Annotated in this window: 23 protein-coding genes; 3 read left to right on the forward strand and 20 right to left on the reverse strand. The window is 64.7% G+C overall.

The window, feature by feature from the left end; translation table 11 throughout:
- Positions 1–4 precede the first annotated feature (4 nt).
- The 7 genes from VAR608DRAFT_RS04470 to VAR608DRAFT_RS04500 all read right to left on the reverse strand — a co-directional run bounded on the left by VAR608DRAFT_RS04470 (position 5) and on the right by VAR608DRAFT_RS04500 (position 7,494).
- Positions 5–1,084 (reverse strand): glyoxalase, encoded by a 1,080-nt coding sequence (locus VAR608DRAFT_RS04470; RefSeq protein ID WP_088952915.1) that lies wholly within the window; start codon positions 1,082–1,084, stop codon positions 5–7.
- A 14-nt stretch (positions 1,085–1,098) separates the two neighbouring features.
- Complete coding sequence (locus VAR608DRAFT_RS04475) at positions 1,099–2,706, reverse strand: FAD-dependent monooxygenase (protein WP_197700469.1); 1,608 nt, start codon at positions 2,704–2,706, stop codon at positions 1,099–1,101.
- Positions 2,707–3,013: 307 nt separating this feature from the next.
- Positions 3,014–3,871, reverse strand: a complete 858-nt coding sequence (locus tag VAR608DRAFT_RS04480) for an SDR family NAD(P)-dependent oxidoreductase (protein WP_331713020.1) — start codon at positions 3,869–3,871, stop codon at positions 3,014–3,016.
- Between the two features lie 146 nt (positions 3,872–4,017).
- Complete coding sequence (locus VAR608DRAFT_RS04485; RefSeq protein WP_088952971.1) at positions 4,018–5,640, reverse strand: fatty acyl-CoA synthetase; 1,623 nt, start codon at positions 5,638–5,640, stop codon at positions 4,018–4,020.
- Positions 5,588–6,484 carry a pirin family protein gene (locus VAR608DRAFT_RS04490; RefSeq protein ID WP_088952972.1) on the reverse strand — a complete coding sequence of 299 codons (897 nt, stop codon included), beginning with the start codon at positions 6,482–6,484 and terminating at the stop codon, positions 5,588–5,590. Before VAR608DRAFT_RS04490 ends, VAR608DRAFT_RS04485 begins: the two co-directional genes overlap by 53 nt.
- Positions 6,481–7,086 (reverse strand): FMN-dependent NADH-azoreductase, encoded by a 606-nt coding sequence (locus VAR608DRAFT_RS04495; protein ID WP_088952973.1) that lies wholly within the window; start codon positions 7,084–7,086, stop codon positions 6,481–6,483. Before VAR608DRAFT_RS04495 ends, VAR608DRAFT_RS04490 begins: the two co-directional genes overlap by 4 nt.
- 18 nt (positions 7,087–7,104) lie before the next feature.
- Complete coding sequence (locus tag VAR608DRAFT_RS04500; RefSeq protein ID WP_088952974.1) at positions 7,105–7,494, reverse strand: DoxX family protein; 390 nt, start codon at positions 7,492–7,494, stop codon at positions 7,105–7,107.
- 109 nt (positions 7,495–7,603) lie between these two features.
- On the opposite strand from VAR608DRAFT_RS04500, the gene VAR608DRAFT_RS04505 reads away from it, so the two are divergent.
- Entirely contained in the window at positions 7,604–8,500 is an 897-nt protein-coding gene (locus VAR608DRAFT_RS04505) for a LysR family transcriptional regulator (RefSeq protein ID WP_088952975.1), read from the forward strand.
- A 27-nt stretch (positions 8,501–8,527) separates the two neighbouring features.
- Here VAR608DRAFT_RS04505 and VAR608DRAFT_RS04510 read toward each other — a convergent pair whose 3' ends face one another.
- The 3 genes from VAR608DRAFT_RS04510 to VAR608DRAFT_RS04520 form a co-directional block, all read right to left on the reverse strand.
- Positions 8,528–9,502 (reverse strand): tripartite tricarboxylate transporter substrate binding protein, encoded by a 975-nt coding sequence (locus tag VAR608DRAFT_RS04510; RefSeq protein ID WP_088952976.1) that lies wholly within the window; start codon positions 9,500–9,502, stop codon positions 8,528–8,530.
- Complete coding sequence (locus VAR608DRAFT_RS04515; protein WP_157730623.1) at positions 9,499–10,155, reverse strand: alpha/beta hydrolase family protein; 657 nt, start codon at positions 10,153–10,155, stop codon at positions 9,499–9,501. Before VAR608DRAFT_RS04515 ends, VAR608DRAFT_RS04510 begins: the two co-directional genes overlap by 4 nt.
- Positions 10,156–10,440: 285 nt before the next feature.
- A complete protein-coding gene (locus tag VAR608DRAFT_RS04520) occupies positions 10,441–11,001 on the reverse strand; it encodes an SRPBCC family protein (RefSeq protein ID WP_088952977.1) in 561 nt (186 codons plus the stop codon).
- Positions 11,002–11,321: 320 nt separating this feature from the next.
- Between VAR608DRAFT_RS04520 and VAR608DRAFT_RS04525 the strand changes: the two genes are divergently transcribed.
- Positions 11,322–12,188, forward strand: coding sequence for a LysR family transcriptional regulator (locus VAR608DRAFT_RS04525; protein ID WP_088952978.1), 867 nt, complete (start codon positions 11,322–11,324; stop codon positions 12,186–12,188).
- A gap of 84 nt (positions 12,189–12,272) precedes the next feature.
- On the opposite strand, the gene VAR608DRAFT_RS04530 is transcribed toward VAR608DRAFT_RS04525, so the two are convergent.
- The 10 genes from VAR608DRAFT_RS04530 to VAR608DRAFT_RS04580 all read right to left on the reverse strand — a co-directional run bounded on the left by VAR608DRAFT_RS04530 (position 12,273) and on the right by VAR608DRAFT_RS04580 (position 21,057).
- Positions 12,273–13,358: a cytochrome P450 gene (locus VAR608DRAFT_RS04530; protein ID WP_197700471.1), complete on the reverse strand. Its 1,086-nt coding sequence runs from the start codon at positions 13,356–13,358 to the stop codon at positions 12,273–12,275.
- A gap of 147 nt (positions 13,359–13,505) precedes the next feature.
- Positions 13,506–14,273, reverse strand: coding sequence for an SDR family NAD(P)-dependent oxidoreductase (locus tag VAR608DRAFT_RS04535; protein ID WP_088952980.1), 768 nt, complete (start codon positions 14,271–14,273; stop codon positions 13,506–13,508).
- Positions 14,274–14,304: 31 nt separating this feature from the next.
- A complete protein-coding gene (locus VAR608DRAFT_RS04540) occupies positions 14,305–15,006 on the reverse strand; it encodes an ABC transporter ATP-binding protein (protein ID WP_088952981.1) in 702 nt (233 codons plus the stop codon).
- Between the two features lies 1 nt (position 15,007).
- Positions 15,008–15,751 carry an ABC transporter ATP-binding protein gene (locus VAR608DRAFT_RS04545; RefSeq protein WP_088952982.1) on the reverse strand — a complete coding sequence of 248 codons (744 nt, stop codon included), beginning with the start codon at positions 15,749–15,751 and terminating at the stop codon, positions 15,008–15,010.
- The gene (locus VAR608DRAFT_RS04550; protein ID WP_197700472.1) at positions 15,748–16,779 is read right to left on the reverse strand and encodes a branched-chain amino acid ABC transporter permease; all 1,032 of its coding nucleotides are present in this window, start codon (positions 16,777–16,779) and stop codon (positions 15,748–15,750) included. The genes VAR608DRAFT_RS04545 and VAR608DRAFT_RS04550 overlap by 4 nt, the downstream gene beginning before the upstream one ends.
- A complete protein-coding gene (locus VAR608DRAFT_RS04555) occupies positions 16,772–17,662 on the reverse strand; it encodes a branched-chain amino acid ABC transporter permease (protein WP_231973219.1) in 891 nt (296 codons plus the stop codon). Before VAR608DRAFT_RS04555 ends, VAR608DRAFT_RS04550 begins: the two co-directional genes overlap by 8 nt.
- Before the next feature lie 19 nt (positions 17,663–17,681).
- A complete protein-coding gene (locus VAR608DRAFT_RS04560) occupies positions 17,682–18,845 on the reverse strand; it encodes an ABC transporter substrate-binding protein (RefSeq protein ID WP_088952984.1) in 1,164 nt (387 codons plus the stop codon).
- A 113-nt stretch (positions 18,846–18,958) separates the two neighbouring features.
- Positions 18,959–19,834 carry an NAD(P)/FAD-dependent oxidoreductase gene (locus VAR608DRAFT_RS04565; protein ID WP_088952985.1) on the reverse strand — a complete coding sequence of 292 codons (876 nt, stop codon included), beginning with the start codon at positions 19,832–19,834 and terminating at the stop codon, positions 18,959–18,961.
- Between the two features lie 5 nt (positions 19,835–19,839).
- Positions 19,840–20,163: a 2Fe-2S iron-sulfur cluster-binding protein gene (locus VAR608DRAFT_RS04570; protein ID WP_088952986.1), complete on the reverse strand. Its 324-nt coding sequence runs from the start codon at positions 20,161–20,163 to the stop codon at positions 19,840–19,842.
- Positions 20,164–20,544: 381 nt separating this feature from the next.
- The gene (locus VAR608DRAFT_RS04580; protein WP_088952988.1) at positions 20,545–21,057 is read right to left on the reverse strand and encodes a cytochrome P450; all 513 of its coding nucleotides are present in this window, start codon (positions 21,055–21,057) and stop codon (positions 20,545–20,547) included.
- Positions 21,058–21,340: 283 nt separating this feature from the next.
- Here VAR608DRAFT_RS04580 and VAR608DRAFT_RS04585 point away from each other — a divergent pair, with 283 nt between their 5' ends.
- Entirely contained in the window at positions 21,341–23,098 is a 1,758-nt protein-coding gene (locus VAR608DRAFT_RS04585; protein WP_157730628.1) for a hypothetical protein, read from the forward strand.
- Positions 23,099–23,108: the final 10 nt, after the last annotated feature.

Below are 23,108 nucleotides of genomic sequence, written 5' to 3' on the forward strand. Positions count from 1 at the left end.
CTCTTCAATCCAATTTGGGCCACCAGGCACGCGCGGGTTCGCGCAGCGCCTGGATCAGCTCACGCACGACAGGCGGCGCATCCGGGGGCGCCGGCATCGGCGGGCGCATTGACTGCGGCAGGTCCTGGCCCCAGGCCCAGAGGCCGCCCAGGGTCAAGGGATGGAAGCCCGTGGGGTAGTCGGCGGTCATCACGTCGCCGTCGGCGTAGTGCTCCCACTCGTCGCCCACCGGATCCTTCCAGTAGTCGTAGAACTGGCTGCCCAGCAGGTGCCGCCCCATGCCCCAGAAGTGCTCCCAACCCTTGGACCACAGGAACTGCTGTCCTTGGCCGATCGCGTCCAGATCGACCGTCTCGGTCGACACGTGGAGCATCTTCGGCGCCGGTCCGGCCACCAGCGCAATGGTGTGGTGGTCGGCCGGATCGCTGCCCCGGTCCAGCCTGCAGAACGCGAGGGCCGGGGTCCCGTCGGGCAGCGTCTGCATGTCCGTCGGGATCAGGCCGAAGCGGCTCATGTACCACATCAGCGTCTCACCAAACAGGGGCGTCTGCAGCACCACGTGGCCGAAGCGCAGCACGGGTGACGGCGCCACATCGGTGCGAACCCCGGCGTTGATGCGCCTGTTGACGCCGGGCGAGTTGAACTGGGTGATCGCAGCGCGCGTCGCCACGGGCTGCACCGGCTCGAAGCCGTGAATCAAGTCGACCCGGAATCCGGCAGGATCGAACAGCCGCACACGCACGCCGCCGCCCGGTCCCTCGACCGCTTCGATGGGTTTGTTCTCGGCCGCCGCGAGTCTGTCGAGATCGGAGCGGCTGCGCGCGACGAGCCCGAACCCGACGAAGGCATCGCGCTCAGAAGGGATCAGCTCCACGCCATAAGGCAGGTGGCCATACGAGCGGTAGAAGCGGCTCTTGCTGCCCGCGGATGGACCACAGGGCAGGAGCCCGAAGTCCTGCAGGAACGGCTCCATCTTCGCTGCGTCCTTGCGCTCGAACACGACGTGTGCCAAGGCGTCCGCGCGCACGATGGGCTGCGGCCGCTTGAAGGCCGGTTGCATCTGTTGTGTCTGTTGCTGGCTCATTTCAATTCCTTCACTCAAGCACCGCGCACACGGTCGATGACCGCCAGCGCATCGTCAGGCATCGCGTTGCCGCGCCAGGCGACATGCTGGTCGGGGCGCACCAGCACGAAGTCGCGCTCGTAGATGCGCCTTGCGTTGGCGTCGCGCACGTCGAGCACCTTCAGCGGCACGCCGCGGCGCTGCGCCGCCTCGGCCAGCGCAGTCACGCTCGCGTCGGTGAAGCGCACCAGCGTGAACCCGGGCCCGAACATGTCGAACAGGGCGCTCCCATCCTCGAGGAACACGTGCGGCGCGCGCACACCCGGCCAGGTACTCGGTACGTAGTCCAGGAAGCGCCACTCGGGTTCGTCGTCCTCGGCGCACACGATCGGCGAGCCCCGGTAGCGATAGCCGATCTCGATGCCGAGCGACTCGTTCTCGCCATTGCCCAGATCGACGATCAGCTTGCCCAGGGCTGCCCGCGCGGCCGCGCCTTGCGCGCTATCCTCGTGGATCTGCGGCGTGTAGGCCTGCATGATCTTCAGGCGGATGTCCATGTTCGCGCCGGCCGCTTCGCAATTGCGCAGCCCCACCGGCCGGCGTTCGGTCTCGATCGTCTCCAGCAGCTTGGGACCCCCCCAGCCCTGCAGCACCGCTGCGAACTTCCAGCCCAGATCCACGGCGTCGCAGATGCCGGTGTTCATGCCGTAGCCGCCCGTGGGCATGTACTGGTGAACCGAATCGCCGGCGAGCCACACGCGTTGCTTGCCATAACCCGAGGCGACCACCAGGTGGGGCGTCCATGCATTGGCCTGCAGCACCTCGAGCGGAAACTCCATGCCAAGGCAGTCGTAGACGGTTCGCTTGGGATCGATGTCTTTCGGCTCGACCCCTTCCGGGATCGCACTGTGCAGCGTCCACGTCTCCCGGTCGTCCTGCGCGATCATCGTGCCGTGCACCGGCGCCTGGTAATGCCAGGCCACTCCGAAGCGCTGCATGAGGTCCTTGGCCGGCGTACGGAAGTGGACCATGAAGGCGCGAATGATCGCGAAATGACCCTCCAGGCGGATGCCGCCAAGCTGCTCTCGCACCTTGCTGCTGCCGCCGTCGCAGCCGGCGAGCAACTGGCAGCGCACGGTCTCGCTCTTGCCAGTGGAAACCTCCCGGATCACCGCAGTGACACCGTCGCCATCCTGCTCGAAGCTCTCGAACGCCCAGCCAAACCGGATGTCGACCTTGCGCTCGAGCAGCACCTCATGCAGCGCGGGCTCCAGCACGACCTGGCTCAGCCGCATGTTGGGCTCCAGCGGCATCGAGCCGTCGTTGCGCGCCGCAATGTTCTTGCGCGCGTCGTGCACGTTGGGATAACGGAACCGGGCCAGCTCCCACTCGCCAAGCTTCGTCACCCACGACACGTCCATGACATTCTCGCGCGGCACGGCGATGTCGCGGATGCGCTCGGCCACCCCCAGCCGCCGGAAGTGCTCCATGCTGCGCCCATTGGTGACGTCCATCTTCGGGTGCCGCGTCGTCGTCGCGTTGCGCTCGACAACGAGCGTGCGAACTCCGCGCGCATGCAGCTCCAGGGCGGTGGCCAGGCCCACCGGACCCGCCCCGACAACGAGTACTGGTACCTCGATCATGTGTCTCCTTCTTCGTGCGTTCTTGCCGCAGCAATGCGCTGCTGCTTCTCAAGGACACAGGTGTACCCGCTCGCCGCAAGCCAGTCAACGAAAACTCCACACATGTGGAGTTTTAAATTGCGAGGCACTGTGTTGCAACCCGCGCAACACCCTGCCCTCAGCACGCCTCGCCTGGACTACCTGAAGACCAAGGCCTGATTCAGCGAAACAGGAGCGTGGCGTCGATCGCAGCGAAGCGCAGAGTCTCCCGGAAAGCAGCGCGCTGGCCGCGTGTTAGACCGGCCGTGAGGAATGAGCGGCTGGACAGCTAGAGCATCACGGTGCCACCGTCGACGACAACCGTCTGGCCGGTGACGAATGCGCTTTGCGGGGATGCGAGGTACATCATCGTGCCGACCACGTCCTGCGCCACGGCTTCGCGCTTGAGCGCACGCGTCGCCATGATGGCGTCCAGTACGGCGCCACGATAACTCGGATGGTCGCGCACGGCCTCGGTCATGATGAAACCGGGTGCAATGGCATTGACGCGGATCCTGTCTCCGCCCAGCTCGCGTGCGGCCGCACGCGTGATGGACAGCACGGCACCCTTCGAGGCGACGTAGTGCATGTACCCCGGAGCGCCCTTGAGCGCGGTTGCAGAAGCGATGTTGACGATCGCCCCGCCTCCACTGGTGCGCATCAGGGGAACGGCCGCCTTCATGCAGGAGAACACTCCGCGCAAGTTCACGCGCAGGATGCGGTCCCACTCCTCCTCGGTGATCTCTAAGAATTCCTTGGCCGTGAGCGCTGCAGCAATCCCCGCGTTGTTCACCAGGATGTCGAGGCGACCAAAGCTCTCGTTCACATGATCGACCGCTGCGCCGATCGATGTGGGGTCGGCGACGTCGAGCGTCACGGCCCTCGCTTCTCCGCCAGCTGCCACGATCTCCGCAGCGATTCCACTTGCGTCGGCGACGTCGCCGATTGCGACGGCGGCTCCGGCCTGCGCCAACGCGCGCGCGAAGGCGGCGCCCAGTCCCTGTGCGCCTCCCGTGACGATGGCGACCTTTCCCGCAAGCTGCTTCATACTGTCTCCTCGCCGTCCGCGGGGCCCCGACTGGGCCGCTGCGTCGCTTGGCGTGCGCGTGAATTTACGCACCCCTTGGGCTGCCGGCGAAATTCTCATTACTCATGTCTGGGATGCAGCGTTGCTATCGCGTGATGTAGCGACGGTTCTGCCTGACATGACAAGCTTGGCTCAAGGCGCCAAGGCAGCGCCGACGATGTTCAGGCTTCGCATCGAGGACGACGCGGGCGACTCACCCCGCTTCGTCAACGGCCGACCAGTTCCTTCTCGAACCGCTGGCGCAGGTCGCGCTTGAGCAGCTTGCCGCTGGGGTTCTTGGGCAGGCTGTCTACGAACACGACATGCTTGGGCACCTTGAAGTGGGCCATTTGCTGTCGGCAGTGCTCCACGACTCGCTTCCCGTCGAGAACATGGCCGCTCTTGACGACGACCGCCGCCACGACCGCCTCGACCCACTTGGGGTCCGGGATGCCCACGACCGCCACTTCGGAAACCTCCGACATGGCGAAGATCGCCTCCTCCACCTCGCGGCTGGCGACGTTCTCGCCCCCGGTCTTGATCATGTCTTTCTTGCGATCGACGATGGTGATGTAGCCCTCGGCGTCCACGGTCGCAAGGTCGCCGCTGTGGAACCAGCCGCCGGCGAAAGCCTCCGCCGTCTTCTCGGGCGCATTGAAGTAGGCTGACAGCAGCTGCGGCGAGCGATGCACGATCTCGCCGATCTCGCCTGGCTTCACATCCTGCATCGCGTCGTCGACCACCCGCGTTTCCACGTTCAGCACCGGCCGTCCGGCGGAGCCCGCCTTGCGCAGCTGGTCACCGGGCTTGAGCACCGCGGCGAGCGGCGCGATCTCCGTCTGGCCGTAGTAGTTCCAAAGCCGCACCTTCGGCAGCCGACGCTGCATTTCCATCAGTACCTCCACCGGCATGATGGAGGCGCCGTAGTAGCCCTTTTGCAGCGAGGAAAGATCGGTCGAGTCGAACAAATCCGAACGCAGCAGGCTGATCCACACCGTCGGCGGACAGAAGAACGAGTTGATCGAATGACGCGAGATCAACGGCAGGATCACGTCCGGCCGCGGCAGGCCGGTAATGATGTTCGTGCAACCGAGGTAGACCGCCGGCCCGAGGAAGCAATCGAGCTGCGCGCAGTGATAGAGCGGCAAGGCGTGCAGCAGCGTGTCATTCTCGGACATCTCGCCTTCGATGGCGCAGCTCACATACTCCCACAGCACCGCCTCGTGGCTCAGGACAGCGCCCTTTGGCAACGATTCGGTGCCGCTGGTGTAGATGATCTGCGCCGGTGAACGCGGGTCGACGACGATCGAGAGCGGTTCGTCGCTGCCTCTTGCCAAGTCGGCGAAGGTCTCAAGGCCCTCAGGCGCAGTGGCCGCGGCATCTTCGCCCGGCACCCAGAAGGTGCGGCGCACACTGGTTTCTAGTTGGCTCGCCTGCAGGCCGAGTTCTTCCAACCCTGGACCCACGGCGAGGGTCTCCGCGCCGGAGCTGCGCAGGATGTAAGCTACCTCATCGGCGTTGAGCATGAAGTTGATGGGAACGAGGATCGCCCCAATGCGGGCGAGCGCGAACCGCAACGCCGCGAAGGCGTGCGAGTTTCGCGACAGGATCGCAACACGGTCCCCCGGGACGATGCCGCGCGCCAGCAGCGACTGCGCGACGCGGTTGCAGATGCGGTCGAACTCGGCGTAGGTCCAGCGCACGTCGCCGCAGATGATCGCGTCCTTGGCAGGTGCGCGCTGGGCCGTCCGGCGCAGGACGTCGCCGATGGAGTGTTGGCGGATGGATTCCACGGAGTTACCGGAACACGGGCACAGTTCCCGCCGCCGTGCGTCGGTCCCCACCTTCATTGAGCTTGCGGCCCAACTCGGCGATGCGGCGCTCGCCACTCGTCAGCGCCTCGCGCGAGGTGTGGACCGAGTACATGCCCAGGTGCAGCGGATACGGGTGCGGCACCGCCGAACCCAGGACGAAGACGCTCCCGTCGACACCCGCCTGCAGCGCGATCGGATCGGCTCTCTGCTCGAAGAGCACCATCTCGCCGGCATCGACCGCTTCACCCGCATGCAGGGCACCTTTCGCGACCGCCAACCAGCCGACCGTATGGCCCGGCGGCGGCGTGTAGGTCCACCGCTCGCCGGCTTTCAGCGTGACCAGCAGGTAGTTGTATCCGTCCGGCGCAGGGACCGGGCTCGATGTTCCCTCGTACGAGCCGACCACGACAACCGCCGGGCCTGCGCTGCGCATGTCCTTCGCCTCGATGTAGCGGCTCTCGGGCTCGGCGTTCTCGAGTTCGGCCGGCAACGCGACCCAGAGCTGGAAGCCCTGCACGTGCGACACGCCCTCTCCTGCAGTCATCTCCTTGCCGTGCCAGACACCACCGCTTGCACGCATCCACTCGACGCCGCCATAGCCAATCCTCCCCGAGCCGTTCGCAGGATCCTCGAAACGCAACCAGCCTTCAGTGATGATCGTGACGGTCGCGATCCCCGAATGCGGATGGATTGGCATGCCCGCCCCCGGCATGGCGAAGGCGCGCAACGTCTGGGCGTCCATCTCGAAGATATCGAGGAAGACAAACGGCTTGAGGATTCGCCCGAGGTCCGACGGGCTCATCAGCCGCACGATAGGCCCGTGGCCCTGGCCGCGCGTGCGGTACGCGATGGCCCTTGGTACTGCGCGGTGAGAGTTCATGCTGGCAGCTGCTCGATCTGCGCCGCTGCAGCCTCCAGGGCGGCCTTGCGAACATCGGGGCTGATCCCGAGTCCTTCGGCGCGAACGAACTCGATCTCCTTGACGCCGACGAAGCCGAACATGCCCTTCAGATAGCTCTCCTGGTGATCAAGAAAGGCAGCCGGATGGCCTTCGCTGTAGAAGCCGCCGCGCGAGGACGCGATGATCACCCGCTTGCCCGTGACGAGCCCCTCGACCCCGTTATCGGAGTAGCGGAAGGTCCTGCCCGGCACAGCGAGCCGATCGAGCCACGCCTTCAACTGCGTCGGCAAAGAGAAGTTGTACATCGGCGCGCCGACGACAACCACATCAGCGCCGAGGAAATCGTCGAGCAGGCGCGCGTTGCGGTCGGCGTCCTCCTTGACGGCGTCCTGCGGCTGCGCCCCGCGGAGCACGGCGAACTCGGCGCCGGTGAGATGTCCGACCGGATCCGCGGCGAGATCGTGATAGGTAACCTGGACCGACGGATTGGCCTTCTTCCACGCAGAGACGATGCCCGCGGTCAGTTGACGGCTGGCGGATTGCGCCCCGGAGATGCTGGAGTCGATGTGAAGCAGCTTCATGAGCTTTCCCCGATTCGCTCAGGCGTTCTTCAAGCGGGCGTCGATGCTCACTCGGCCGGCGCCGACCGCGGCGAGTTGCAGCAGCCCGCCGGCGATCGCGAAGTTCTTGATGAAGTGGATCATCTGGTTCTGATCGGCGAAGTTGTGGTGGAAGAAGATCGCGGCGGCGACGCAAAAGGCCGCGAGCACCGCGGCCACGATCCGCGTGCGGAAGCCGATCAGCAGCAGCAGTCCACCGCCGACCTCGACCGCCAGAGTCACCACGTAGGCGACACCCGGGAGCGGCAGACCCGCCGAAGCGATGTAGCCCGTAGTTGCGGCCGCGGCGCCGAGTTTCGACAGGCCGCTCAGGAGGAACAGAACGGCAAGAAGTACGCGGCCGCCGGCCGCGATCGTGGCATCGCGCATGGGTTGAATCTCCAAGAGTTTTTTCATGATCAGCCGTGATGGTGCCGATCGCTGCAACCGCCGACTAGACGCAAAATGTCATTCAGTGAGTTACGAGAACAGGAACACCATGAACCTGGAAGATCTGAGGACGTTCGTTGAGGTGGCCGATACCGGCGGCGTGGCGCAGGCGGCGCGTCGGCTCGGGCAGTCCAAATCGATCGTGAGCCGCCGGCTGGCGCAATTGGAGGAAGTGCTCGGCGTGCAGCTGCTGTCTCGCACAACACGCGGCTCTGCATTGACGGAAGCGGGCGCGACCTTCCGCGAGCACGCCGCAAGGGTCCTCAGCGAACTCGAGGCGGCAAGCGATGCGCTCTCGCCCGAAGGCCCGCTGCGGGGCTATTTGCGCGTAGCGGCGCCGCTGTCGTTCGGCGTGACGCAGCTGTCGCGCGTGCTCGCCGAACTTGCAAGACGTCATCCCCTGCTGAACGTCGATACCTCGTACAGCGACCGCTTCGTCGACCTCGTCGGCGAAGGATTCGACTGTGGCATACGCCTGGGCCTGCTGCCCGACTCGAGCATGCTGGCACGCCGGATCTGCGCGTTCCGCGGAATGCTCGTCGCGAGTCCCGAGTACCTGGAGGCGCACGGGACGCCGCTCACGTTGGCAGACCTGGCCGATCACCAGACCGTGACCAAAAAGGGCGAGGTATGGCCCTTGAGAGATGGGGACCAGGCCGCGCCATTTCGCCCCCGCTCCCGCTTCCATGCGGACAACGGCGAAGCCATCCTGGCCGCTGCCCTCGCCGGGATCGGCATCGCCGCGCTGCCCGACTTCCTCACGCAGCCCCATATTGCCGCGGGAAAGCTTGTCACCGTCCTGACCGAGTACGCCGCACCGGAAGCCGGCATGTACGTCGTTCGCCCGCCGGGTGCGTTCCGTTCACGCAAGGTGAGCGTCCTGACCGACATCCTCATCGAGTATTTTGGCGACACGCGCATGGCATTGCCGGCCGTCACGCGTTAATGTCCCGGCGCGGTGTGCCAGTGTGGCCTATTTCGGGTTCACCTGGATGCCGGCCGCCTTTACCAGGCCCGTGTTGCTTGCGATCTCACGCGCGATGGCCTGATCGAAAGCCGCGGGTTCCAGCAGGTTTTGCTCCGCCCCGACATTGGTCAGGGATTCCTTCACAGCCGGGTCTGCGAGAGCCTTCACAGTCTCCTTGTGCAACTTGGCGACGATGTCCCTCGGCGTCTGCGCTGGCACGAACAGGCCAACCCAGAAGTCATAGTTCGAGTTGGGTACGCCAAGCTCGAGTGTCGTTGGCAAGCCGGGCAGCCTCGCCGAGCGCTGACCGCTGCTCATGGCCAGGGGCACGAGGCGTTTGTCCTTGATCATGGGCAGGCAGACGATCAACGGGCACACGGTGAAATCGATGCGGCCGGCTATCACTTCGGAAACGGCTTCCGCACCCTTGAACGGCACATGCAATGCGTCGATGCCCGCCGCCACCCTGAAGCGTTCGGCGCTGAGGTGCGTGGCCGTACCCACGCCTGCCGAGCCGAACGTCAGGGCATCGGGCTTCGCCTTGCCTCGGGCGATCAGGTCACCCAGCGACTCGATACCGCGACCGGGCGCCACGACCACCGCCTGAGGCAGGAGGGTCAGCGGTGTAACCCCGGCCAAGTCGCGCAGCGTGTCGTACGGCGCGCCTGGGTAGGTGATGGGCGTGATCGTGTACGAGGACGAATGGACCAGCAGTGTGTAGCCGTCCGGCTTGGCGTGCGCCGCTGCCGCCACGCCGATCGTGCCGGCAGCGCCAGGCTTGTTCTCGACGATGAATGGCTGGCCGAGTTGCTCGGACAGGCGCTGCGCCACCCTTCGCGCGATCACGTCAGCGGAACTGCCCGCCGTAAGAGGCACGATGACGTGCACGGGCTTCGCCGGCCAGTTCTGCGCGACGGCCGCCGTCGTCGCCAGGGCAACTCCGGCCGCGCCGACGATGCACCTGGCGACCAGCCGGCTCATAGATTGCATACGATGAAGTCCGCGATGGCGGGCCGCGCATAGTGGGACCTGTCGTGATTGCAGTGCCCGCTGTCGTCCCAGATCATCCGCGTCACCGGCCCGGACACGCGATCGTCCACCGCCGCCGCCTTCGGCGCGAAATAGCCGCCCAGGCTGCGCCCCACGATGCCGATGCGCTGCGCGTCGATCTCGGGCCGCTTCTCAAGGTAGTCGATCGCGGCGCTGACGGTTTCCTCGAAATGCGGCGTGAGGCGAAGGAAGAACGCGGTCTCGCCCTGGCCCGGACCATCGAAGGCAAACGTCGCCACACCGCGGGCGAGCAACATGTCGCTGACATTGCGATAGTCGACCTTGGTGGTGTCCAGGCCCCCGATCAGGATCGCCACGGGCGCCTTGTCCACGCCCCGCGGCAACCTCAGATACGCCTTGAACTTGTAGTCCTTGTAGGGGAAGAAGACGGTCTCGACAGGCCGATCCAGAAGCGGCGCCGCCTTCTCGAAGGACTGGTGCTTGCGGACGCTGATCTGCTCCTTCACCGCGACATCGTCGAAGTACAGCACCCCGTCGGCCAGGAAGCGGTCCACGCCGTTGGACACGACCATCTTGGGCGTGCGCGAGTTGGCACCGTCAGCCTTGAGCTGTTCTTCTTTCACACGAATGGCATCCTGATTTCACTGCGAAAACTGCGCGTCATGATCCGCGATTCCCTGCCCATCCAGAAATAGCGTTTGCGCATGGGCCCGATTCAGCCGCGGCATCGCGATGGGCGATCTCGATCAGATGGTCCTGGACCAGGGACCGCTGCAGTTCGCTGACTGCGAAACACTGCCACCCTCGTCGACCGGGACTCTTGCGTTGCACCAAGGTTGCGAGCGCTGATCCCGCCAGGAGTGGTCGGGTTAACAGTGCGATCGCGTCATCGGAATGCTCAGCTGAAGCTAGCGAATAAGCATCAGCAAAGTGATTGCAGCACCTGCAAAGAGGACGCACCAAGCCCAGGCGGGCAACTCCATGGGTACGAGTTCCGGGACAACCGGCGACTCGGCTTCGACGGCAGCCCGAGGCGTCGCCTTCTCGCGAAAGGCCCTGAAGAAATCGTCGGACATCTTGCGCGCAACGCTGTCGATCAGCCGCGAGCCGACTTGCGCCAGCTTGCCACCCACCTGGGCCTCTGCGGCATAGCGCAGTTCGGTGTGACCTTGCCGATCCAGCAACCGCACCTCGGCGCGCCCTTTCCCGAATCCAATGGCACCGCCTTGACCTTCGAACACCAGCACGCATGATTGCGCCGGTTGGATCTCCGTCATCTGCAGCATTCCATCGAAACGGGCTCGCAGCGGGCCGATCGAGGAAACCATGACCAACTTGAACCGGCCGTCGCTCACGCGTTCGACGGACTCGCAGCCCGGCACACAACAGCCGAGGACCTCCGGGTCGTTCAGGGCCGCCCAGACGTCCTGCGGCGACATCGAGATGGCCTGGCTGCCTGTGATTTGCATGAACGATGGGAGGACCGGCTTCGTAGACGGAGCGAGTGTTCCGCACGCGGGGCCCGACCGACAATCGACGAATACTCACGTCGCATCAGACAAGCTCACGAACGGGTGTCGCCGAGTCCGGCGGGAAATGCACGAGCCCGGGCAAAGATGCGCAGTCGATCTTCGTGTCATCAGGACGGTGGGAAGTGCCCTCGCCCAGCCCCTTCCAGCTGAGCGCGTAGCGCATCCTGTTTACAGTCTCGCCATATCCGGGACACGTACCTGGATTCAGACAATGCCGCCGCTTTGAGGGAAACTGTGCCGCAAAAACGGGAACAACGATGCTAGACATTGAGGACCTGCAAACCTTTGTCGAGGTCGCCGACGCGGGCGGCGTATCGCAGGCTGCTCGCCGGCTCGGTATCTCGAAGTCCATCGTGAGCCGGCGCTTGCTCCGGCTGGAAGCTGACCTGGGTGCACAGCTTCTCGCGAGGACGACACGCGGCGCTGCCCTCACTGAGGCGGGGGTCACCTTTCGCGAGCACGCGGCGCGCGTCTGCGCCGAGATCGAAGTGGCGCGGGAAACAATCCTGCCTGCGGGCAATCTGCGAGGCCATTTGCGGATCTCAGCACCGCTCTCCTTCGGGCCCACGCATCTGGCGCCAGTGCTCGCGGAGCTGGCGCGCAGACATCCGCTGCTGCATGTGCACACTTACTACAGCGATCGTTTTGTCGACATCATCGGAGAAGGCTTCGACTGCGCGATTCGCGTGGGATACCTCAGCGACTCGAATCTGATCGCGCGCCGTATCGGACCGATTAAAGGAGCGCTCGTCGCCAGCCCCGACTACATCAGGGAGCATGGGGCACCCGAAACACCTGAAGAACTCCGGTCGCACCAGGCGCTCCTGCAGGGCACCGAGACCTGGCATCTCATCGATGGCGACAAGATGATCGCTGTTCATCCCCAGGGTCGCTTCAAGGCCGACAATGGAGCGGCTTTGACAGCGGCCGCCATCGCGGGGCTTGGCATCGCCGCGCTACCAGACTTCCTGATCGAAGGAGCCCTGGCGTCGGGCGCACTGGTCCGGGTGATGAGTCGCTATCCATTTCGTGAAGCCGGCATCTTCGTCGTGCGGCCGGCGGGGCGCCAGCCCGCGCGAAAGGTTCGCGCCGTCACTGAACTGATGATCGAATACTTCGGATGAGTCGCATGCCAGTGACCGGAGGCGAGGATCACGCGCTACAAGAGATCGGTAGCCTCCAGATACTATCTCCCTGGGCCGCACGAATCAGCGACGGAGGCGCACGCGCAATTTCTCGAAACCGCGCAGCGTGTTGTGACGCACCCGAAGCGGCTCGTCGGCGAGCTCGATCCGCGAGATCTCTTCCAGCAGTGCCGCGAGGAGCGCCTCCACCTCCATGCGGGCGATCATCTGGCCGACGCATCCGTGAATACCGGCGCCGAAGCCAACATGCCCCGTGACGGCGCGCGTCACATCAAACCGGTCAGGCTCCGGCCACTTCCTCGGGTCCCGATTCGCAGCCCCGAGCGACAGCAGGACTTTCTCGTCGGCGAGGATTCGAACGCCATCGATCACGCAGTCGCGGGTCGTCGTGCGGAACACCATCTGGAACGGTGACTCGAAGCGAAGGATCTCCTCGAATGCGTTCTTGACGCGGGCTGGCTCCTCGCGCAGCTTCTGCCACTGCGCGGGATGCTCGGCGAAAAGCCACATCGCACTGGCGAGCGCATGGGCGGTCGTGTCGATGCCCGCCGACAGGAACGAGCGCACCATGAGTGCGGCCTGCTCCTCGGTGAACTCGCCAGAATCCACACTTGCGTAGATCTGAATGCCCAGGCCGTTCGGATCCAGCGAATCGCGGCGGCAGGCATCGAGCACCCACTTGCTGACAGCCTCGGCGTTGGCCATTGCGGCATGCCACAGTTCGTTGCGCGGCCCCATGCCGTTGAAGACCATATTCCCGTATGCCACCAGGTTATCGCGGCCGTCCGGGCGGATTCCGATCGCGTCTGCGAACACCTTGAGCGGGAACGCCTCGGCCATCTCCCGCACCACGTCGACCGTGGGCTGGTCCAACAAGGAGTCCACGAGGCGGTGTGCTTCGGACTCGAAGCGTTCGCGCAGGCTGCGTATAGCCGCTGGCGACAAGGTCCTGCTGATTGCGGCCCGGTTCGCCGTGTGCGCCGGTGGATCGGTCTCGAGGAGCATGCTGGGCGGACGCCACGGCGCTTCCTTCCTCGAGTTGCTGATCCCCACACCGGCGCCCGAACAGAAGGTCTGCGGGTCCATCAAGGCGCGTCGAACCTGGTCGAATCGCGCCATGCACCAGACGTTCCAGCGCGGCAGCTTCACCAAGGGCCCCGCATCGCGCAGCACCGCATGGAAGGGGTACGGATGAAGAATGTATGCGTCCGAGAACGGATCCACATCCACATCGACCGCGTCGCTGGACATCACTTCCACTTCGCTCATCGCAAATCTCCCGAGCCGTCTGGTGGCTCAATGCATGATCGATCCGCCATCGACGACCAGCGTCTGCCCGGTCACGAAGGCGCTTTCCTCCGAGGCGAGAAAGACCACGGCCCCGATCAGGTCCTCGGGTTGCGAGTCGCGCTTCAGTGCACGGCTCGCGACGATCGCGGTCGCTGCCTCGCGCCAGTCGGCGTGCTCTACCACCTGTTCGCTGAGCACCAGCCCGGGCGCGACCGCGTTCACCCGGATATTGTGAGCCGCCGCCTCGCGCGCGAGCGACTTCGTCAGTGCCAGCACCGCTCCCTTGGAGGTAACGTAGTGCAGAAGGAATGCCGATCCCTTGAAGGCGGTGGCCGAGGCGATATTGACGATGCTGCCTCCGCCTGAGCGCGCCATCGCGGGTGTGACGGCCTTGGCGGCCTGCCAGCAGCCGCGCACGTTCACCGCCATGACACGATCCCATTCCGCCGGATCGATCTCCGTGAAGTTGCGCATCCGCAGGTTGGCAAACAGAGCCGCGTTGTTGACGAGGACGTCCACGCGACCGAACGCCTCCAGCGTCCTGGTCACGACGGCGTCGAGATCCGAGTCGCTCGTGACGTCCACCCGCGCACCGATCGCCTCGCCGCCGGCAGCCTGCACAAGGCGAACGGTCTCGGCAGTGTCGGCAATGTCGCACGCGCAGATCTTCGCGCCCGCGGCCGCCAGTCCGAGTGCATAGGTACGCCCGATGCCTTGCGCTGCACCGGTGACGATAGCCACCTTGCCAGCCAGGCGGGTCGAAGGAGATTGCATGAATGACCTCTCTTGTGGATTTGAACAAAGACTAGATAGCGATCGCCGCTGCAAGCTCGCGCCGGTGATCCTCGTTACTTGCATCCCCGTGCATCACGATGCGGCCGCGCTCGATCGCATAGAAGCGGTCGGAGACCGCCAATGCCTCGCGCATGTTCTGTTCCACGAGGAGAATGGAAGCGCCCGACTGGCGCAACTCCCGGATCAGGGCGAAGACCTCGTCGACGATCATTGGCGCGAGGCCCTCGCTGGGCTCGTCCACCAGCAGCAGCTTCGGGGGCCGCACCATTGCGCGCGCCATCGCCAGCATCTGCTGCTCGCCACCCGAGAGAGTCGTGCCCGTCTGTTCCCGGCGCTCGCGCAGGCGCGGAAACCGCGTGTAGATCCGCTCCAGGCCTTGTCGCGCATCTGCTGCGCTGGCGAATTGCATGAGACCGAGTTCCAGATTCTCATGCACGGTCAGTCCCGGAAAGATCCGGCGATCTTCCGGCACGAACCCGATCCCTCGGTGCGTGACTTCGTTGGGTGGCCTGCCTGCAAGGCTGCCACCGAGGAAACGGATCTCTCCGCGTGAAGGCTTCACCCAGCCCGCGATCGCCTTCAGCAGGCTCGTTTTTCCCGCGCCGTTGCGGCCGAACAAGGTAACGATCTCGCCGTGGCCCACACGCATGTCGATGCCGTGGAGCACATGGCTGCTGCCGTAGTGGAGGTGCAGGTCGCTGACTTCCAGCATGTCAGTGATACCCCAGGTACGCGGCCTGCACGGCCTCATTCGACCGAACCTGTGCAGGTGTGCCCTCGGCGAGCTTGCGGCCCTGGTGCATCACCACGACATGATCCGACAACGTCATCACCATCTCGATGTCGTGCTCGATGAGCAGCACTGTCACTTCATCGGACAAGCTGCGAACAAGCTGCGCGGTATCCTGCGTATCGACATGGCTCATGCCTTGCGTAGGCTCGTCAAGCAACAAGACCCGTGGTCGTGAGGCCAGGCATACGGCAATTTCCAGCCTGCGCTGCTCGCCGTGCGACAGGTGGCCCGCGAGCTCGTCCGCCTTGTCGCGCAGTTGCATCCGCTCGAGGATTCGCGCCACCTCGCCCGCAGCCATGCGGCTGCGCTGCACGGGCCTCATCATGAAGCGACGCGGTTCCAGCACCTGCGCCGCAAGGCGGACGTTCTCCGCGACCGTCAGCTCGCTGAACAGATTGGTGATCTGGAAGGAGCGCGCCATTCCGGCGCGCGCCAGTCGATTTGGCGGCTTGCCGGTGATGTCGCGGCCGTCGAGATAGACGCGACCTTCATCGGGGGTGAGGGCTCCGCTGATGAGATTGAAGAGGCTCGACTTCCCGGCCCCGTTCGGGCCGATGATGGTCGTGATGCGGTTGGCTTCCACATCGAAGCTCACACCGTCGACTGCGCGCAGCCCGCCGAACGAGCGGCACAGATCCCGCACCTGCAGCAATGCCGTCGTCATTGGCCTTCCCCCGTCGAGGGCACCGGCAAGCGCGAAAGACGATGCACACTCGCTCGTCCGAGGCGACGCACAAGGCGATCACGCGCCAGCGCCAGGATCCCGTGAGGCAGGAAAAGCACCACGAGCATGAACACGGTTCCGATGACGATGACATGATGGGTCGTATAGGAACCAACGATCGATTTCAGGAGCACCAGGATCGCGCTTCCCCAGAAAGCCCCCGTCAGCGTGCCCACGCCCCCCACGATCACTGCGATCAGAGCATTGCCGGACGTGCCGAAGTACAGCAGGTCGGGCGATGTAAAGCCTCGAAGCATCGGGTACAGGGTGCCAGCAACCCCGGCGACCACACTGGCTAGCACATAGACCGCCATACGCGCTCGCGAGACCGAATAGCCGAGGTAAGCGATTCGGCCCTCGTTCGCCCGGAGTGCAACGAGCATGCGTCCGAACGGCGTCCCCAGGAGGAGCGCAATGACTACATAGAGTGTGAGCATGAGAAGCGCCGCGACCAGGAGGAATCCCGGCGCATTTCCGGTTGAGGTGGACGCGAACACCAGCGGGATTTCCACCAACGGCACACCGATCAGACCGTCCGAGCCACCCAGCGCGCGCGTGTTGTAGACCAGCTTGGCCACCACGAGCGCAAGTGCGAACGTGATCAAGGCGAAGTACACGCCCCGTACGCGCAAGGCGACGAGGCCGAAGACGGTGCCGCTGACCAGGCACACGCCGGCGCCAGCCCCCACGGCGGCCCAGAACGACCCGTTGGACATGAGCACGAGCGCCGATGCATAGGCGCCCAGTCCGAAATACATCGCCTGGCCGAGGGACAACAACCCCGTGCACCCGAGCAGCAGATCGACGGACAACGCCAAGCCTCCGAAGATAAACGCCTCGGTCGCGAGCCTGATGTAGAACGTGTCACCCAGCAGATGCGCAGCCATCGCAAACAGTGCGGCCGCGCCGAAGAGTCCGGCCGTGAGCAGGTGGCTCGCACGCAAGGCAAGCGATTGACGATCAAGCACGGCCGAGCCCTCCATAGAGGCCCTTCGGCCGCAGCATGAGGAAGGCCACCATCACGCCAAAGACGATGGCCTCTGTCCAGACAGGGGCGATGATGAGGCTGCTCAACGCATGCACTTGGCTCAACAGCAGGCCGGCAATGACCGCCCCAACCACCGAGCCCATCCCGCCTACGATCACCACACTGAAGGCGAGGAAGATGAAATCGTGCCCCATGGTGGGAAAGACCGAGTACACCGGCGCCAGGATTGCGCCCGCCAACGCAGCGAGCGCGGCACCGAACGCGAAGGTGCCCGAAAACACGATTCCGACAGGCACCCCGAGTGACGCGGCCATATGGCGATCGAACGCCGCCGCGCGGACCATGGCGCCCAGCCGCGTGCGGTACACCAGCCATGCGATCGCGGCGATCACGGCGCTTCCCGCGCACACCAGGAACACCCGGTAGTAGGGCAGCACCAACCCGCCGAACTCGAACATCCCCGGCAACGGGTTCTCGGGTCGGTACGGATTCGGTCCGAAAGCGAGCTTGAGCAAGTCCTCGAGCACGAGCGACAAGCCGAAGGTCACCAGCAAGGTCGTGATGTGCCGTTCCGCGTGATCGTAGACGCGGCGTATCAGCACGCGCTCGAGCAGCATCGCGACAGGAAACATCAGCAACGGCGCCAGGAACAGCACGACCCAGAATCCGAGACCCGCGGCCATGAGGGCCACGGCGGTGAACGCGCCGACCGCGTAGAACTCACCGTGGCTCATATTCAACACATCGAGCAGTCCGAACGTGATCGTGAGGCCCAGCGCCACGAGGATGACCGCGACGCCGAGCGTCAGGCCATTGAACAACTGAGGCGCCAACACGAACTGAAGGTAGTCCAGCGCGTTCAAACGACTTCTCCCCTGAATCTCAGAAGCGGGTGCAGACGTTGGGACCGATCGCGTCGGGACCGGCGATTTTTGCGATCACTTCGAACTGGCCCTTGCGCACGGCAACGATGTACATGTCCTGGATCGCCTGGTGATCGCCGGCACGAATCGTTTTCTCCCCCTGCGGCGTGCTCCACGTCAGGCCGCGCAGCGCCCTGCGCACCTTGTCGGTCTCGGTCGACTTTGCTTTCTCGACTGCGATCTTGTAGGCATACAGCATGCCGTACGAGTCTGCTGCAAACGAGTCCGGCTCCGAGTTGTACGCGGCGCGATAAGCCGAGACGAATCGCTTGTTCTCCGGCAGATCCAGCTGGGGCGAGTAGCCCGTTCCCGTCACGAAGCCCTCGGCCGCAGCCCCGATGGCACCCAGGTTCGTCTCATTGAGGGTGCCGCCCGCGCCCACCACGAGCACGCCCTTCAGCAGCCCGAACTCTTGCATCTGCGAGAACAGCCGCACAGTATCATTGCCTGCGACTGCAAGGTAGATCACTTCGGGTCGCCCGATACGCACCTGGCCGAAGAACTGGGTGTAGTCCTTGGTGTCGAGCGGCGCATACACCTCGCCGACGGAGACAAGGCCATTCTTCTCGGCCTGTTTCTTGAAAGCCGCGACGCTCGAGCGGCCCATCTCGTAGTCCGGCCCGATGTACAGAACGCGAGCCTTCGGCTTGGTCTTGGCGACCCACGAAGCCAGCGCGATCGACTGCTGCTCAGCGCGGGCATTGACGCGGAACATCGCGGGCGAGCAGCGTTCTCCGGTGATCGAGTCGGCATAGGAAACGGTGGTGGAGGCCAGCTTGCCATTGCGCTCGGCGACCTGCGCCACCGCCAGGCTCGATCCCGAGTGGACGGTGCCGGAGAGGAAATCCACGTGTGACACCTGGAACAGCTTCTCCGCCTTCTGCACTGCGATCGGCGGGCTTGCTTCTTCATCCTCGAAGAGCAGTTCGATCCTGCGCCCCATCGCGCCGCCGGAATCGTTGATCTCACGCGCGGCCAGTTCGAATCCCCGGCGCAGGGTCTGCCCGATGCCCGCGTACGTCCCCGACAAAGGCGTGACGATGCCAACCTTGATGGGCTCCTGGGCCAAGGCCGTGGACAACAGTGCCAGCCATGCCGTGGCCGCGCAGACGATCTTCAACATGTTTGTCTCCTCGTTGTAGGCAATGAGCTGCTTGATGCGTTCCGCATTGTTTAGCTGCCGCCGCGGGGAAACAATTCACGAATCCTCACCGGGCGTGAGCCGCGATCACAACATCAGGCCGGCATGCCTGCGGCCCAGCTTTTGAACTCGAAGCCCGGCCTTCTGGCATCCAGCGGCGTGGGGCGCCGCGTTCCGGCAAGGATCTTTCGCGCGGCGATGTGGTCCGCGGGCCGGCCCACGGATTCCACGGCGACGAGTTCATCGCGTCTGAAACACAGAACCGAGAATTGCTGCGAGAGGTCCGGGCCGATCGTCACGTACTGGTCGCAGCCCCGCGCCAGCCCGGCGATCTGCAAGCGCAGTAGCTGGTTGCTCCAGAACCAGGGGACCGCGCTGTATGGTGCGGGCCGCCCCATCAGGGCCGCCGCGACACAACGCGCTTGGTCAGTGGCGTTCTGCACGGATTCGAGCCGGCAGTGGCCCTCGTCGAAAGGAAACTCCGCAGCATCCCCGATCGCGTAGATTGCGGGGTCGCTGGTTCGCAGGGCTTCGTCGACCCGAATGCCCCCTCCGACCGACAGTCCCGCAGAGGCAGCAAGGCCTGTGCGGGGGACAACGCCGATGCCGTAGACGACCAGGTCAGCCTGGATCGAACGACCATCGTTCAACTGCACGCCAACGACCGCTCCGCGCTCCCCCATCAGGCGCTCGACGTTCGAGCCAAAGTGGAATTGCGCACCCGCCTGAACAAAGCTCTTCTCGAACGCCGCGGACGTAGGCTGCGAAACAGCCCGAGCCATCGGACGATCTGCAACATCAATGACGTCGACGCTCACCCCCGCCGAAAGTGCGGTCGCGGCAAACTCCAGCCCGATGAGCAGCCGTCCGTCGTATCCCTCTTGACGAAGGCAGATTGCCAGTTGGGTACCGGCATGGCCCGCACCCGCGATGACGACACAGTCGAGCGAAGAAGCGATGGGGTCCGCCATGACTCTCAGGCTTGGCGCTGCGGCAGCGAAATCATGAGCCCATCCATTTCGGGCCTCACGACCAATTGGCAGGCAAGGCGGCTGTTGGATCGGCGAGCCTCGAACGTGGAGTCCAGCATTTCGTCCTCTACAGCATCGGGCGGCGGCAACGCATCGAGCCGCAAAGGATCCACGTACACGTGGCACGTCGCGCACATCGCCGAACCGCCGCATTCCGCGATGATCCCGTCAAGCCCGGCGTTGACGGCCGTCTGCATGATGCTCGTCCCGTCGCGAACGTCGCATTCATGCCGGGAGCCGTCGAGTTGAACAAACACAATACGCGTCATCGGTATTCCAATTCGTTGATCAGTGAAGCAGCGCGATCGCGCGGACCGCGGCACCTGTTGTGAGAAGCCGCCGCGCCCAGGCGGGCAACTGCACAACCGGAGGCGAGAAGTCCGAAACGACCGCCGTCTGCGGTACGGCCGTCGCGCCCTTCACGGTCGCCCAAAGGGCCTGAGCCGGCATCGAGTTTGCTTGGCTACCCGTGAGATGCATGGTCGATGGAGGATCGGCGATCGTTGACAGATCGAGTGTTTCGCACGCCGGCTCGACCGACAATCGACGAATACTCACGTCGCATCAGACAATCTCACGAAAACCGATGCGCCCCGCATCGTCGACGAGCGTCGACAAGCCCCTGCGACGACTTTAGGCCCCCAGGAGCCTCAGGCCGTCTCGATGGCCAGCGGCAGGGTCGCAAGACCCCGCAACGTGTTGTTCAGATACAGCTCGGGCGTGCCAGCGACATGGAAGCGTCGGACGCGTTTCATCAAGACGGTCAGCAGCGCTTCAATCTCCAGGCGCGCGATGACCTGGCCCACGCATCCGTGGATGCCCGCCCCGAAAGTGAGCGTCCCCCGGGGGCGACGTTCGATGTCGAAGGTATCGGCATTCGGCCACTGTCGAGGGTCACGGTTGCTTGATCCGATCAGCAGCATGACTTTGTAGTTATCCGCCAGCGTGGCGCCGCCAAGGGCGGTCTCGCGCGCCGTCGTGCGAAAGACCTGCTGCGCCACGGGCTCGACACGCATCGCTTCGTCGATGGCGGCGCGCAGGAGCTCCGGATCGGCGCGCAGCTTATCGTAGGCATCGGGATGACGCGCCAGCAGGTGCAACACGTTGCCCAGTCCAAACACTGTCGTGTCGATCCCCGCGCTGAGGAACGCCCTGAGCAGCAGCTTCGCCGCGTCTAGCCTGGATTTCCACGCACCACTTTTTGGCTAACGCTGCTCGATAGGGCAGACCAGTTCTTGCTCGCGCGCCCGAGTGGCCAGGAGCCCTCCAGCGTTAGCAATTTGTGCGCGCCCACCCATAGGCCAGACGGCCCCCATGCGGGGCCGTCTGCGCTTGTGCATGGCTCGCGCCAGCCACGGGCAGATCACCTGCCCAGCCGCATGCAGCTTGACTTTTTGAGCGATCTTCACTGGTTCGGGGGAGATTCTTGTTGACATGGCTGTATGTATGTACAACAATGCTTTTATGGGTATAGGCGTACCTAAAGACATAACAGATATCCGACGATTCTTCGCCGAGCCCTCCCATCCCCGCCAGCGACAGTACGAAGCCCTTCGCGCCTTCTTCGTCGAAGGTCACCCCTCCCACGAAGTCGCCCGCGCCTTCGGCTACACGCCAGGGTCCTTCCGTGTGCTGTGCCATCAGTTCCGCCGCGATCCCGATCCGCAGTTCTTCGCCTCTCCCAGCCATGGTCCGCGCACCCAGCCGCACAAGTCCAAGGCTCACGACTTGGCGGTCGCCCTGCGCAAGCAGAACCATTCGGTCTACGAGATCAGCCAGGCCCTCAAGGCGCACGGCACGCCCCTGAGTCCCACCGCCGTGCGCGAGGTGCTGCGCGAGGAGGGGTTCGCGCCGCTGCCGCGGCGCGGCGACGACGAGCGACTCGATCGGCTGGGGCCCATCGCCGAAGCCGTGGCCGATGTGCGCGAGTTCGCGCTACGCCCGGGCACGCAGTTCACCACGCGCTGCGGGGGCTTGCTCCTCTTCCTGCCCGATCTGGTGCGCCTGCAGTTCGAGGAGATCGCCGCGCGCGCCAAGCTGCCCGGCTCCAGGATGATCCCCTCGTCTCACGCACTGCGCTGCGCACTCGCGCTCAAGCTGTGGTCGATCGAGCGCAAGAGCCATGTCATGGCCTTCGTCACCGATCCGGGCCTGGCCCTGTTCTGCGGCCTGAACGTCGTGCCCAAGAAGAGCTACTTGTGCGAGTATTCCTCTCGCGTCGAACGTGAGCGCACCGTCTCGCTGCTGGGGGCCTGGCACCGCGCCGTCACCGAGGAGCATCTGTTCGATGCCCGCTCGTTCAACCTCGACTTCCACTCGGTGCCGTACTACGGCGACGATCCCCAGGTCCAGCGCCACTTCGTGTCCGCACGCAGTCGCGCGCAACCCAGCGTGCTGGCCTTCCTCGCGCAGGACGCCAGCGGTCGCGCCTTCTGCTACTCCAATGCCGATCTGCGCAAGGGCGAGGAGGCCGAAGAAATCTTCCGCTTCATCGAGTTCTGGAAGCGTCAGCACGGTGAGCTCCCGCGGCATCTGGTGTTCGATTCGCGCCTGACCACCTACGCCCACCTGGCGCGCCTGGACCAGATGGGCATCACCTTCATGACGCTGCGTCGCCGCTCTGCGGCGCTGCTGCAGGAGGTGGACGATCTTCCCGCCTCGGCCTGGCGCCGGGTCAGTCTCGATGTGCCCGCCCGCAAGTTCAAGAACCCTCGCGTGTTCGAGCAGTCGATCAGCCTGGCCGGCGCCACCTTGCGTCAGCTCTTCGTCGTCGATCTCGGCCACGAACAGCCCACGATCCTCCTGACCAACGACCGTGACACCTCTCACGCCAAGCTGCTCACCCGCTACGCCCAGCGCATGCTCATCGAGAACGCCCTGTCCGACGCCGTTCGCTTCTTTCACATGGATGCGTTGTCCTCGGCAGTCGGAATGAAAGTGGACTTCGACATGACCCTGCTGGTCATCGCCAGTGGCCTGTACCGGCTGCTGGCGCGTCGCATGCGCGGCTACGCCGATGCCCAGGCTCGCCACATCTTCCGTGACCTTATCGACACGCCCGCCGACGTCTCAGTCACCGACTCCGAGGTCCAGGTCCACTTCCACCGCCGCGCCCACTTGCCCATCATCCTCGCTTCCGGATTGCTCAATACTCCGGTTTCCATCCCCTGGTGGAACGGCCATTCCTTGCGCATGTCGGCGTAGCCTTGTGGAG

Source organism: Variovorax sp. HW608 (assembly GCF_900090195.1).
In the GTDB taxonomy this organism is placed as follows: domain Bacteria; phylum Pseudomonadota; class Gammaproteobacteria; order Burkholderiales; family Burkholderiaceae_C; genus Variovorax.